We start from the raw sequence: 13,293 nt of genomic DNA, 5'->3' as shown, positions 1-13,293 counted from the left end.
CCAACGCAATTTTGTATTTTTGATTCAAAAATTACCTACGATGTGTTTTTACATGGCACAAAAAGACCCTATTCCAAAAGTGGAAAAGCGGTTTAAAGCAAGGGTAGACCAACCCGAACAATTTCTCCAATCCGATTATATCATTGGGTTTGAGTTTCGCAACGTGCCCATCATCTTGAATACGTCACCCGAAATCATCTCCACTAATTTTCATTGGGGATTGGTGCCTTCGTGGGCCAAAGACGTAGATATCAGAAAAAACACATTGAACGCCCGAATGGAATCCTTGGAAGAAAAACCCAGCTTTGCCAACGTAACCACCAACCGCTGCCTGGTGATTGCCTCCAGTTTTTTTGAATGGCATTGGAACGATGAGAAAGGAAAATCGAAAGACAAATACGAAATCTTTTCCGCTCAAGACGAACTGTTTGCGATGGCAGGATTGTATGACACATGGCTGAACCCGCAAAACGGAACCACCTACAATTCGTTTACCATTGTAACAACCGCTGCGAATAAACCCATGGAATACATCCACAACCACAAAAAAAGAATGCCGGTTATTCTGAAAAAAGGCGATGAGGCCGCTTGGTTGGATTCAACCAACGACTACGAGGCGTTTGCTTTTCCGTATTCAGCAGAATTGGTTGGCTTTCGGGTTTAACCCTTAACCCTCGATAGGTTTGGAACCTTTAGAGGATTAATTCGCGAATTGATGGTAGTTTTATTTAATGATGAGTCAAAGCCAAAGACATTCACAGAACGGGTGGTGGTTTGAAAGACGAAGCATTACACGGTGTTTTTTCTCTTTATCACGACTTTCTTCCCCATCTGTGTCCTGTCGACCATAGGAGATAGCTCATTATTCTTTTCACGTTTTCCTATTCGTATATATGTTTTTTTAGTATGTTGCGGTGAAGTCACAGACATTCGCCGAGCGGAGGCACCGCTATCATTAATTACAACAAGGAGATAAATTATATAATTCTGTTATATCATTTTGTGTTAAAAGACGATTATAAAGGATAATATCATCAAGTTTCCCGGTTAGAAATTCACCAATAAACAAATCCCCAACGTTTAAGGACGGAGTTGGGCCAGAGCCACATGAAACAGATTCTAAGTCCGCAATTAAAACGCCATCCTGATAAACTTTTAAATCGTTATTATCGCTTGTAACTACTAAATGATGCCATTCATTTAGTTGAAGAACTGCCGGATTAGGAGTAATTCCAATAATTCTGTAACCATTGATATGAAAATAAATCCAATTATTGTCCCATAGGCTTACATTCCATTCACCTCTACCACCTGCACAATTACCCAAATCGTTGCCTCGGGATAGTAAACCGGCACCTTGAATTTCGGATAAATACCATAAAGAAATGGAGAATGAACCATTTTGTAAATCATTTAAAAATACAGGATTGATAAAGGTCAAAAACTCATTATTACTGGAATTAAATTGAAAGGCACAAGTTGGATTTCCGTTTCGGTCATCAGTTGCACTGGCAGAAGTCGTATTCGATAAATGATTATTGTTTCCGGATTCGTCATTTATTGAACCGTTATTAAAGGGATAAAAGGCAACCACTCCGGTTTGTAAATTGGTAGTTAAACAATCTTGTAGCAGAATGTTTGGTTGTTCGTCTGAATTATTGCATCCAAAAAGGAGTAAAGTTGAAACTACAATAGTAAACTTAAAAATTTGACTTTTTTTCATATCGTTTATTTAAAAGATGAAGGAAATATAATTTGCTTGCGTCAATTGTAGTTTATATGATGCATCAACTTTAACATTTTCAAATTTAAAAAAAATAAAAGTATTATTTACCTTTTTATCACCACTTTATTCCCCAACTGTGTCCTATCGACCAAAGGAGATAGCTCATTATTCTTTTCGCATTTTCCTATTCGTATATATTTTTTTTAGCATGTTGCGGCGAAGTCACAGACATTCGCCGAGCGGGGGGTGGTGGTATATAAGACGAAGCATTGCACGGTGTTTTTTCTCTTTATCACCACTTTCTTAACCATCTGTGTCATGTCGACGATAGGAGACATCTCATCATTATTATTAAAGTTTTAATTTGCGAATTAGCGGTGTTTTATTTTAAATGTTGCAACAAAGTCAAACCCAAAAGCAATCGGGGTTCGCCGAGCAAAGTGTGCAGTTTTCACTCTTCACCGGTGTTTAACTTCTTGTCTTCCAAGAACGTTTTTAGGCTATCCATATAGATTTTTTTTGCATCTAACCAACCATAATGTCCACAGTGATCTATCAAAACTATGTTTGCATTGCCAAATGAATCTGCAATTTCTTTTGCTGTTTCAATACGTATAATATCGTTTTTTCCCTGAATGACCAAAACAGGTTTCTTAAAATTTTTAAATTTATTGGTAAAATCAAACTTGATTCGTTGTAAGTCTTGAAAGACTAAGCCATTTATTTTGAAATTTACTTGTGTCAATCGGTTTGCTATAAGGGGTGCTTTTGATTTGTCATAAACATACGCCTTGGATAAAAACGCTGCTCTTTTGATAATCCTTTCACTTTCGGGGATTTTGGCATTCTGATAATAAGTCAAACTATCTTGTTCTGCAGGGGTTAAATTTGCATTAATTCGTTGTGAAACGTAGTTTAAGAAGTTCAGATTAACCCCTCCCGAAGAAGAGAATATAATTTTATCGATAGCGTTGGGATATTTTGAAGCATAGTATGTTGCTAATAGTCCTCCAAATGAATGTCCGAATACGGTCCATTTTTTAATGTTCAATTTTTTTCTTAAATGCTCCATGTCCTGAACCATCAAATCCATTGTAATGGTTGAAGAATCAATCACTTCAAGTTTAGAATTTCCCGTTCCTCGTTGGTCATAGATAATAGCTTGGTAATTCAAAGCCGCTATTTCTTTTGCAATTTCCACAAAACCTTCGCTGTTCATTCCCGGACCTCCGTTGATGATTAATATAGGGTTTCCCTTGCCGAAAACACGAAATGATGTTTCAAGTTCTTGGTTTTCTCTTAGCGTTTTTTGAGCGTCGCAAGAAGTAAATGTTAAAAATAAACCCAGAATTATATATTTCATTTTCTTGTGCTATTAATTTGCAACCAACCCAAATCTAAAAAAAAATCCAACATGTTCTACAACCGGATGGTTTTTATGGATATTGCCGGGTTGGGTGGTGGCAGCTTGTTCTCTTAAAATTGCCGCAAAGTCGGGAAACGTTTACTACGTCTGTTCGCTTCGCTCGGGTGCGGAGCGTTTTATAGGATAGTTGTGGTGAATGCTTTGCTTAGCTGAGTTATAAAATTGTTATTATCATAGGATAGCGAATTTCTACAAGATAATTTCCATCAGGTTTAGAGATTGCATCATAGATAGTTATTTGATCCCCACGTTTTAATTTTGATAATCCGCGAAGAGCTACATCAGTTAATTTATTCCCTTTTATTACAATTTCTTTTTGCCCAGTATATTTAACGGTAAACCCTTTTAAACCTACGCGACCAACCATTTCTGGATAAAATGAGTGCACACCAAATGTGGCGGTCTTAAACTCTTCTTTTGTCATTGATGCTTCGAGAAACTTCGCATTAACACTGACCGCAAATCCTTGTCTTTTGATTATTTCTTGTGACTGGCAAAGAATAGATATAAAACAAATTAGTAAAAGGTATTTTCTTGAAACGTTTTTCATTCTTTTGTTTTTTTGTTGGATATTTATAAATCTACGCTAACAAATAGTATAAAAATAATGCGATCTAGGCATTTACAATCTCTCCACACACAATAAATCCTACTACTTCTCCCCACCAACCCAAATCTAAAAAAAAAATCCAACATGTCCTACAACCGGAGATAGCTCATTATCCTTTTAAACGTTTTAATTTGCGAATTGGCGGTTGGTTTTTTAAAATATTGTCTTGAAGTCACTAAGGACTATTTATATAAAACAAAGTTTAGACTTTTTTTAAACTCACCGCCTTTAATTAGGGTTTTAAATTACTGTTTTATTATTTTTTTTGTTTCAATTGTGCTATTTTCTTTTTGTAAAGTTAAGATATAAGTTCCATTTGAGAATTTTGAAAAATCAATGCTATTGGTGTTTTCCAGCTTTTCAATTCGTTTACCAGTAAAGTCATATACTTCTATGTAATTGAAATTTTTATTCAAATACAGCCTATTCTTCACTGGGTTTGGATAGGCTTGTATATCATTATTTGGTAATTCAAACTCATCAACCGGCAGGATAGCATCTCCCTCTAAACGAATGGCAGAAAAAGAAGAAATACTTTGGTACGCAAAAAAACTACCAGCCAACCAAATCTTACCATCTGCTTGCATAATAATTTCAGAACATACGCCAGTATCAAATCCTCCATAATAATTAGGATTACCACCGCTTACGTCAAATGTTTCGTCAAATGTTCCATCTGGATGTAGTCGCATTACTCTTCTTTGATTAGGATTTATGCCGTTTATACCCAAAAATGTCCCTCCTACGATGACTTTTCCGTTTTGTTGCACAGCTAAAGCGTCAATTGTGGCAGACCCGCTTATGTTGGCAGCACTCATAAATGTAGTGTCTAACGTTCCGTCAGGGAGTAATCGAATCGGCATTCGCACCAAATTTCCATTATAGAAACCCGAAAATGCAGTTATATACAAACTGCCATTCGGTAAAATTTCAAGATCTCTGACTACATCATTGTTATTCACTGAAATAAATCCCGTTCCTATATTGAATGATTCATCTTTTGTGCCATCGGAATTTAAACGAATCAAGTGTTTTTGCAATTCTCCGTTGAAGGATGTGAAGTTTCCACCCACCATAATTTTACCATCGTCTTGTATGTTTAAACAGGTTATTCGATCATTAAATCCTGTCTCCACTGAAAATGAATTATCTTTTGTGCCGTCTGAATTTAGGCGAACACAATAATTTTGTGGTTCACCATTCAACGCTGTAAAATTGCCACCCAAGATAATTTTACCATCAGACTGTAAAGCAATTGTTTTTACCTCATTATTAAAACCGGTCCCAATTGTAAATGATGTATCAACACTTCCATCACTATTAAGCCGTATTATTGAATTTGCATTAACACCATTGAACTGAGTAAAGCTCCCCCCAATAAGTAGTTTATTATTCGGTTGAACAACAATTTTATTTACGGTATTGTTAAATCCCGAGCCGATTGAAAAAGATTCATCTTTACTACCATCATCAAGAATACGCATTATTTTATTTTGAGAAAAACCGTTAAATGTAGTGAAATGACCACCAAGTAATGTTTTGTTGTCTGTTTGAAGTGCAACGGTTAATACTTTATCATTTAAACCTGTATTCAAATTAAAAGCCATGTCAAGAAAACCATCCGTGTTTAGTCGAGCTAAATTATTTTTACTTATTCCATTAATATTAGCAAGAAGGCCACCTAACAAAATTTTATTATCCGATTGTAGTGATACACAATTTACAGCATTACTTGGCTGTACATTTTCAAAACTATTATTTAAACTCCCGTCATTATTTAATCTAATGATTTTTCGGTTAGTTCCGTTTATTGTAAAACTGCCTATTGCAATTATTTTTCCGTCTTGTTGTAAGGAACACTGAGGAACATATGAATTTTGTATTGCCAAAAAAAAGTCCTGATCCAAGCTTCCATCATTGTTTAATCTGCACAAGGAACCGGTCGCTTGACCGTTCCAACTATTAAAACCACCTCCTACTAATATTTTACCATCCGGTTGCACAATGATTTCATTAACACCATTGCTGGATAATGCTCCGGTACCCACATCAAATGAATTGTCTTTCGACCCATCACTATTGAAACGAATAATTCTGCCTTGAGGTTGTCCATTGAACGCATTAAAAAAGCCAGCGGCTAAAATTTTACCATCGGGTTGAATTGTTACTTTGTAAAGAGCTGTTCCAACACCCGGAAAACCGGGAAACCCAAAATCAAACGAATGATCAGTAGTGCCATCGGCATTTAAACGAAGGACATATCGCTGAATATGTTCATTGATATAAGTAGTTGGACTTCCTGCAATCATAATTTTACCATCCGGTTGCAAAGCAATGGAGTTTATTGCACCCCCAATGGTAGGCACAAAACTGGTATCTTTTGTCCCATCGGGATGTAATCTGATAATTTGACTGACAGCTTCTCCATTAAGTGTACTGAAATTACCACACACAAGAATTTTACCATCTGTTTGCAATGCGATGTCATTGATAACACCACTTGTTAACAAAATAACTTCTTCAAAACTTGTATCGATAGTTCCGTCTGGATTAAAACGGGCTACTCTTCCTTCCCACGTTGAACTTTGTGGACCAAATTTCATATTGCCGCCAACCACAATTTTACCATCGGGTTGAACCTTAATGACAGTTATATCATTAAATCCTATATATCCTGAACCTAAAACTAAGTCTATATCAGCTGCATTTTGTGCTTTTATCGAAGTTGATAGGACTATGAGTAAAAAGATTATTTTTATTTTCATAATGAAGCACTATTTTAGTGTGAATGTTAAAAAGTAAAAGTTAAAAATAGTATTATTTATCAAAATATCCTTACCCTTTTATAAAAAATCAAGAAATGGATTGAGCGAGTTTTTTAATTGTTGCGGCGAAGTCACAGACATTCGCCTAGCGTGTTTCTTTCGGGGTAGTCTACTCGATAGAACTACGTTTTTTATTCAATTGTTGACCATCCTGGAAGTTTTTTCGCTTGTTCAATCCAAGAGCGAATCAATTTCTCGTCAAATTCCGATTCGTTTTTAATATCAATTCTTCTAGCTTTGTAATTCGAATTCCGATTCCAAGGGCCTGACATTTTGGTTACTGGTGGTTCAGGGTCTAAAAGGGTTCCTGCAATAAAGCCAACTGCAAATTCATTTTTAAATGACCACATCGCTATTATCCAACCTTTGTCGGTAAGTCCATAGAAAGGTACTCCAAGTGGTTGTGACGGTTTATGCCATTTAGTAGTAAACTGAATATCAGGTATCAATTCTTTTATTAAACCGTCTACTTTTTGAGCCATTATACCGTGTTCAGGCTTAATTCCGTCAATCCAAGTTTTTACACTTTCTGATTTCATTTTCGTTTTTTTTAATTGCAGTAAAACTACTAAATAAATTAATGTATATATAACTTTTATAACTCCACACAATCTCCCCACATTCCAAAACCCTCATTACCTCTACCACCAACCCAAATCTAAAAAAAAAATCCAACATGTCCTACAACCGGATGGTTTTTATGGTTATTGCCGTGTAGGGTGGTGGCAGGTTGTTCTCTTAAAATTGCCGCAAAGTCGGGAGACTTTGCGGAGCGTTTCATAGGTTATTTATGCTGAACACTTTGCTTAGCTGGGTTTTTTTACCATGTTGCGGCGAAGTCACAGACATTCGCCGAGCGGGCTACCAACGACTACGAAGCATTTGCTTTTCCGTATTCAGCAGAATTGGTTGGCTTTCTGGTTTAACCTTTCGAGAGAAGAAGAGTAAGACTTCTTTTATTGATTGATTTTATTCAGTATATAATCAATTTTTTCTTTGAGTGCTTTATTATCCTCTTTTAGCTTTTCAATTTCTGTTTGTTGTTCTTGAATAGCCTTAACTAAATGAGGGACTAAACCGGTATAGTTCACCGCTTTATATTCAATATTATCATGAGGTATTTCTAACCCTTTTTTGACTAACTCATCATCTGATTCCGGATGAATGGCTTTGGTGACTAATTCCGGAAACAGAAGTTCCATTTCTTCCGCAATAAAACCGGTTTGATTGCCTTTGGGTAAATTCATAAAAGGGAGTTCTTCGGTTTTATATTGGTATTCTTTTACTTTTAAAGCTGATAATTTAGGTAGCGAAGTGTTGGCTTCTTTTACATTGTATTTTAATATCGACGCAGAGGGTAAATAGGTACCGGTAGTGTAAACGTTACCGGCAAAAAAACCGGCATAACTTGTTGTTCCCCCTCCAAAGGAAGCATAAAGGCCATACGAACCGGTTCCTGATTGATTATAGGCATAATTATAACTTCCGTATGAAATTCCGTTTGTACCATTGTATTTATAGGATGTATTATAACTGCCATAACTTCTACTTAAACTGGTACCATTATAATAATTTGATCCGGTGTTAAAGTCAGCAATTACATCACCTGTATTGAGCGTAGAAGTAGGTTTTAAAACAGAATTATAAACTCCATAACTAAGGGAAGAAGAAGTAGAATTATTTAAACAAAATAAATTCAACGTTCTGGTTTGAGATGTTCCTGAAAAGTTTCTTGAAATACTGGTAGCGTAAATTGAATTACCATTATTATCATAAACATAAAGAGGATGAGGATTTGTAGAATCACCAATAGAAACATATCCGTTGTTTTTATACACATTGTTGCCGTTAACAGACCAATCGCCATCATCTAAGCTGCTGGGATTAACCCAATTTACATTCCCGGCACCATCAGTTTGCATCACTTGTCCTGCCGTACCTCGGGTCAAAGGAAGAATATAATGATCTGTATTTAAAGTTGTATCACCAATAGAAACCCTGCCCGAAAAGTAACCGGCATAACCGTTGGTTAAGTTTCCGGCATGAGAATAAATACCAAAATGATTTCCACCGCCAACACCTAGCGGGATATTAACAGCAACTCCATATTTGTTTCCGGTTGTTGAAGAGGTTGTTATATTATCAAAATTGGCGGAATATCCAACCCAATCCCCATTACCACTTCCTAAGAAATTCAAATAAGTTCCATAACGAACACTGTTTCCGGCACCATTAAATAAACTGTATTCACCATATGTAGGTCCAAAACTAGAGTTAAACTGATTGTAAATGCCGTATTGGTTATTATTATTATTACTTATAAACTCATTTCGTATTCCTGTATTTAAGGTGTTGGTGGTACTGGCAAAATAATTGAATAAACCATATTTTTCTCCAAAAGACGTTGAAGAAAAATTATTTCTTATTCCTTGTTTTATTCCCGTTCCTGAACCTGAAATATTGTTTGAAACTCCAACATGTCCACCATTTCCGGTTGAATTTAATGTATTCCAAATGGCAACATTAATCCCATTATTTGTACCGTATAGCGTGTTTTGTACACCAACCTGAGTGAAAGAGTTTGAGGAGTTATTAGAAACACTATTTTCTATACCTACATTATCTCCAAAGCCCGAAATTAAATTTCTTGTACCATAAATATTGGTTGTTTGATTACCGGCATTGATAGCATTTAATGTTCCATTAAATGAACTATAACCGGTTCCTGTTATTTCATTATAAAGACCGATTTTTTCACCCGAACCATTATTCAATAAACGATTGTAATTCCCGTAAACATTATTCCCGTTTATGCCGCTTATCAGATGGTAGGATCCATATCTTGCTCCGGTAGAATTACTGCTGATATTTAAATAATCGCCATAAACATCCGCCGGAGTTGTATTAAAAACTTCACCAAAATTTATATATTTTGGACCACTACCTGTATTAAAAATTGAATTATAAGTTCCATAAATAGGGCCATTCCCGTTTCCGTCAAACCTGGAACGGAAACCAAAGACTGTAGCTCCTCCGGACGAATTAAAACCATTATATACCCCGGTAACGTCTCTATTACTGGCAATAATACTGTTTATTCCAATAATAGAACCACTAGTTGAATTTTTAACCAAATAATTATCTAATCCAAATAAATCACCTTGTGAATTGTCCGTAAAATTATTTCTTAACCCATACGTGTCATGATTGGATCCGGTCAATGTATTAAAACCATAATTTCTAAAACCAATTTGATCACCACCACCTAGGGTTTCAAAATAATTATGATACCCTGTGTTGGGGCCTACACCCGAAATTCGGTTATAAAAACCATAGGTTTGAAAAGAGGTAACCGGATGAACTAAATAATTTCTAAAACCATAATGATCACCATTACTATTTTCCGTGTAGAGTGTATGATCAATACCAACGCTTAAACCCGTGGTAGGACCCGTTGTTTTTTGTGCTCTTAAGGTAGGAAATGCATTAGAAGTTGTATAAATGTCGACTACTGCGTTGGCGGTGTTTTGACCAATACCAACTCTTCCCATGTGGTAAATGTTATCATTTATATTATCAGGGGCAACGGTAGTGCTTTGTTCATACCAATCGTGATCAGGGGTGTTACCGGAAATCACAGGGATCCAATCACCGGCAGTATTGTCCCAATAATAAAAACCTTTTGTTACACTCCCGTTTCCCGTTGCAAAAACCATCATTCCGTCTTGTGATGCTGTGGGATTTGTGGCGGGAAATTCATCCATTTTTGGAATCAAAATTCCGTCGTTATTGGCAGGATTTGACAGGTTTGAAGACCGAATGTCCAGCTGAGCTTGTGGGGAAGTTGTTCCAATACCAACCTGTGAAAAGGTTAAATTAAATACTAATACCAAAAATAGTATACTTATTTTTTTCATAGAATAAAATTTGGATAAATATATTTATTTTTCTGAAAATAAGAAATACTCTATAAAAAAAACGAATTTTTTTTATTAAAACCAACTATTTGGCATTGAAACGATTAGAGTAGGGAAGTTAGGTTGATTTCATTACAAAGTCTCACTTATAAGGGTTGATTTGCGAATTGGTGGTAGTTTTATTTAATGATGAGTCAAAGTCAAAGACATTCACAGAACGGGGAAGTTACAGACATTAGGCGTGCGGGAGACTATGGATAACACCTATAAATTATTAGCAAACGTATTTATTCCATTTCATGTTCTTCGATTTCAATCGGTTGTGGTGGAGGAACCATATATTCAAGTTTATATTTTTCCATTTCTTTAGGATACAACTCATACATAATCTTTTGATAACGTTCAATATTGAATCCGCGATTACTCAGTCCTTTTGTTCGTAATCGAATCGTGTCTTTTTCTTTTGGATTAACGATTATAAAAAAGGGACTGCTTATTTCATCTTGATAATTAATATCAAAATCAGCCATCATTTTTTCTAAATTCAGCGTGTCGTTATGTAATTCATAAAGAACTTTATTAAAATGAACAGGTTTTTCATCCATTACCCGTTTTTCCAATAATTGAAGAAATACACTATCATTATTTTTTGTGATTTGTAAAAGGTCATATTCACTCCACATACAAATAGACAAAGTGACCCCGATATTCAGTGTATCGTTATTTTCCATTTTAGTTTTAAACGAAGCATAATCTTGAGCAACTTTAAACGCAGATTTTTCCGGTTCAACTTTTTGTTCACAACCAAAAATTAAAGTTGAAAATACTAAAATTAATATGTTAAAATTTTTATTTCTCATATGTTTACTACTTTTCTTGTCAGTGAATAGTAGTTAGGTTTAGTTTTTACGATACAAGTATTGAAAATTGTAATTCCAGTAAGAATTTTTATAATTGATCAGTAAAAGTAATTACTTTTAGCTATAGTTGCTATTAGTATTTTTTTGTTAATTTTTCAAATCCATTCATTAATTCAACTAGTTTTTTTCTTTCTTCCCATCCCGGAAATTCGCTATCGATAAAAGATAAGGGCGAATAACTTCCATATGCTAAATAATTTTTTCCTTGAAACATCCAAAAACTATAATTTGTACCATCAGAAACAGAAATCACAGAACTCGTTCCATCTCCATTTGATTTTGAAGTAATATTCAATTTGGATTTATCAATTATATACTTTTTTCCATGAATAATATTGTTTAGGTGATTCCAATAAAATTTATATTCTTTTTTACTAATTCTTTTCCTTTTTATTTTTGTTTTCAATTCACTCGAATTTGGCTGATAAACATTGAATCTCAATACTTTTCCGTTATTTTGAAAAACAATAAATTCTGAAACCTGTGCTTTTGTCCAATATGATGAATAAGCTATTTTTATTATCAGTGAATTTCTATCTTTTAACTTCAGAAAATCCACGTAATTGTTTTCAGTTTCAGTTTCGATTTGCCAATCAATTTTCGGGATGGTTCGTTTCTGTGAAAAAACTAATATTGGAATCAGGATCAATATGTAGACAAGAATTTTATTCATATTAATGGCAACTTATAAATATATTCAGCTTTTTTCAACTTCTCTAAAAAATACACCCAATCACTCTAGACCCATAAACCCCAACTACCTCTCCCCACCAACCCAAATCTAAAAAAATAATCCAACATGTCCTACAACCGCATTGTTTTTATGGTTATTGCTGGGTAGGGTATTGGCAGCTTGTTCTCATAAAATTGCCGCAAAGTCGGGAAACGTTTACTACGTCTGTTCGCTTCGCTCGGGTGCGGAGCGTTTCATAGGATAGTTGTGGTGAATGCTTTGCTTAGCTGGTTACAGGGGTTGACATCATTATTTTTATTCCGATTTACTGTATTCAATCAGTTTTTCGATTTCATTTTCGGTTAATAGTTTTCCGAAAGTTTTTCTGTGGTAACTAATGCCAAATTCTGTTGTGTCTATTTTGGTCATTTCCGTTGAATCAAGAATCCATTTTTTAAACTTCAATTCATTTATTCCACTAAAGGCTGGTCCGGTCATAATTTTGTTTTTATGATGACAAGCAGCACAGTTTGTATAAAATAAACTCCTACCAGAATAAGGAGTTATTTTTTCAGAAAATTCGATTGTTTTAGAATTTGAAGTTGTGTCGCTGTCTTTAAATTTTATTGATTTAAAAATTTCAAACACAGTTTTTTCATCCGAAATGTTATTTCCTAAAAGATTGAAATGGTTTTTCTTGTATGCATTCTCAATGTAAAGTCCGATTGTTCCGTAACCAACTTTTTTGGGTTTTGTTATTAAGGCAATTTTTCCATTGATTGTGTCTGTAGCAAAAAGTTGCTTTTCTCCATTCTCATAACTCAAATCATAAGAATACCAACCATAGTCAAAAGTCAATGAGTCAGTCCCATTTGTAATTCCGCCAACATAACTGTCTATTCCTATATGCTCAATTTTTTCCCAATTCTCCGGTATATAAATGTAGAAATCACCAAAATTAAAATTATTATTGGATTGTTGAGCATTTGAACTATATAAGTAGAATATGCTTATTAAAAGCAATAAAATTATTCCAAAATAGATTGTCAATTTATTCATTTCTTAAATAACGGCCAATTTATTAACTCCTTATAACTTTCTAAAAACCCAACCCAATCACCCCACACCCAAAACCATCACTACCTCTCCTCACCAACCCAAATCTAAAAAAAAATCCAACATGTCCTACAACCGGA

At 34.8% G+C, this 13,293-nt stretch carries 11 protein-coding genes; 1 reads left to right on the top strand and 10 read right to left on the bottom strand.

What is annotated here, in order from left to right:
- Positions 1–40 precede the first annotated feature (40 nt).
- Positions 41–664, top strand: a complete 624-nt coding sequence (locus EQG68_RS05960; RefSeq protein WP_129463880.1) for an SOS response-associated peptidase — start codon at positions 41–43, stop codon at positions 662–664.
- A 291-nt stretch (positions 665–955) separates the two neighbouring features.
- Here EQG68_RS05960 and EQG68_RS05955 read toward each other — a convergent pair whose 3' ends face one another.
- The 10 genes from EQG68_RS05955 to EQG68_RS05915 all read right to left on the bottom strand — a co-directional run bounded on the left by EQG68_RS05955 (position 956) and on the right by EQG68_RS05915 (position 13,156).
- On the bottom strand, positions 956–1,723 hold the full coding sequence (locus EQG68_RS05955) for a LamG domain-containing protein (RefSeq protein ID WP_129463879.1): 768 nt from the start codon (positions 1,721–1,723) through the stop codon (positions 956–958).
- Positions 1,724–2,177: 454 nt separating this feature from the next.
- Positions 2,178–3,089 (bottom strand): alpha/beta fold hydrolase, encoded by a 912-nt coding sequence (locus tag EQG68_RS05950; RefSeq protein WP_129463878.1) that lies wholly within the window; start codon positions 3,087–3,089, stop codon positions 2,178–2,180.
- 217 nt (positions 3,090–3,306) lie between these two features.
- Positions 3,307–3,702 carry a hypothetical protein gene (locus EQG68_RS05945; protein WP_129463877.1) on the bottom strand — a complete coding sequence of 132 codons (396 nt, stop codon included), beginning with the start codon at positions 3,700–3,702 and terminating at the stop codon, positions 3,307–3,309.
- Between the two features lie 305 nt (positions 3,703–4,007).
- Positions 4,008–6,527 carry a T9SS type A sorting domain-containing protein gene (locus tag EQG68_RS05940; RefSeq protein WP_129463876.1) on the bottom strand — a complete coding sequence of 840 codons (2,520 nt, stop codon included), beginning with the start codon at positions 6,525–6,527 and terminating at the stop codon, positions 4,008–4,010.
- 191 nt (positions 6,528–6,718) lie between these two features.
- On the bottom strand, positions 6,719–7,126 hold the full coding sequence (locus tag EQG68_RS05935; RefSeq protein WP_129463875.1) for a DUF1801 domain-containing protein: 408 nt from the start codon (positions 7,124–7,126) through the stop codon (positions 6,719–6,721).
- A gap of 119 nt (positions 7,127–7,245) precedes the next feature.
- The gene (locus EQG68_RS15305; protein ID WP_262707600.1) at positions 7,246–7,368 is read right to left on the bottom strand and encodes a hypothetical protein; all 123 of its coding nucleotides are present in this window, start codon (positions 7,366–7,368) and stop codon (positions 7,246–7,248) included.
- A gap of 175 nt (positions 7,369–7,543) precedes the next feature.
- Complete coding sequence (locus tag EQG68_RS05930) at positions 7,544–10,504, bottom strand: tail fiber domain-containing protein (RefSeq protein ID WP_129463874.1); 2,961 nt, start codon at positions 10,502–10,504, stop codon at positions 7,544–7,546.
- A 287-nt stretch (positions 10,505–10,791) separates the two neighbouring features.
- Positions 10,792–11,364 (bottom strand): hypothetical protein, encoded by a 573-nt coding sequence (locus tag EQG68_RS05925; RefSeq protein ID WP_129463873.1) that lies wholly within the window; start codon positions 11,362–11,364, stop codon positions 10,792–10,794.
- A gap of 133 nt (positions 11,365–11,497) precedes the next feature.
- Positions 11,498–12,097, bottom strand: coding sequence for a hypothetical protein (locus EQG68_RS05920; protein WP_129463872.1), 600 nt, complete (start codon positions 12,095–12,097; stop codon positions 11,498–11,500).
- A gap of 315 nt (positions 12,098–12,412) precedes the next feature.
- Positions 12,413–13,156 carry a c-type cytochrome gene (locus EQG68_RS05915; RefSeq protein WP_129463871.1) on the bottom strand — a complete coding sequence of 248 codons (744 nt, stop codon included), beginning with the start codon at positions 13,154–13,156 and terminating at the stop codon, positions 12,413–12,415.
- Positions 13,157–13,293: the final 137 nt, after the last annotated feature.

Origin of the sequence: Flavobacterium piscinae (assembly GCF_004122145.1) — a bacterium.
Classification (GTDB): Bacteria; Bacteroidota; Bacteroidia; order Flavobacteriales; family Flavobacteriaceae; genus Flavobacterium; species Flavobacterium piscinae.
This window is presented reverse-complemented; position numbering and strand designations above follow the sequence as displayed.

What these genes read in the sequence shown, in the direction of transcription:
- EQG68_RS05945 (WP_129463877.1), bottom strand. Translation starts at nt 3,702, where the DNA reads ATGAAAAACGTTTCAAGAAAATACCTTTTACTAATTTGTTTTATATCT.
- EQG68_RS15305 (WP_262707600.1), bottom strand. Translation starts at nt 7,368, where the DNA reads ATGAAACGCTCCGCAAAGTCTCCCGACTTTGCGGCAATTTTAAGAGAA.
- EQG68_RS05950 (WP_129463878.1), bottom strand. Translation starts at nt 3,089, where the DNA reads ATGAAATATATAATTCTGGGTTTATTTTTAACATTTACTTCTTGCGAC.
- EQG68_RS05915 (WP_129463871.1), bottom strand. Translation starts at nt 13,156, where the DNA reads ATGAATAAATTGACAATCTATTTTGGAATAATTTTATTGCTTTTAATA.
- EQG68_RS05960 (WP_129463880.1), top strand. Translation starts at nt 41, where the DNA reads ATGTGTTTTTACATGGCACAAAAAGACCCTATTCCAAAAGTGGAAAAG.
- EQG68_RS05955 (WP_129463879.1), bottom strand. Translation starts at nt 1,723, where the DNA reads ATGAAAAAAAGTCAAATTTTTAAGTTTACTATTGTAGTTTCAACTTTA.
- EQG68_RS05930 (WP_129463874.1), bottom strand. Translation starts at nt 10,504, where the DNA reads ATGAAAAAAATAAGTATACTATTTTTGGTATTAGTATTTAATTTAACC.
- EQG68_RS05920 (WP_129463872.1), bottom strand. Translation starts at nt 12,097, where the DNA reads ATGAATAAAATTCTTGTCTACATATTGATCCTGATTCCAATATTAGTT.
- EQG68_RS05925 (WP_129463873.1), bottom strand. Translation starts at nt 11,364, where the DNA reads ATGAGAAATAAAAATTTTAACATATTAATTTTAGTATTTTCAACTTTA.
- EQG68_RS05935 (WP_129463875.1), bottom strand. Translation starts at nt 7,126, where the DNA reads ATGAAATCAGAAAGTGTAAAAACTTGGATTGACGGAATTAAGCCTGAA.
- EQG68_RS05940 (WP_129463876.1), bottom strand. Translation starts at nt 6,527, where the DNA reads ATGAAAATAAAAATAATCTTTTTACTCATAGTCCTATCAACTTCGATA.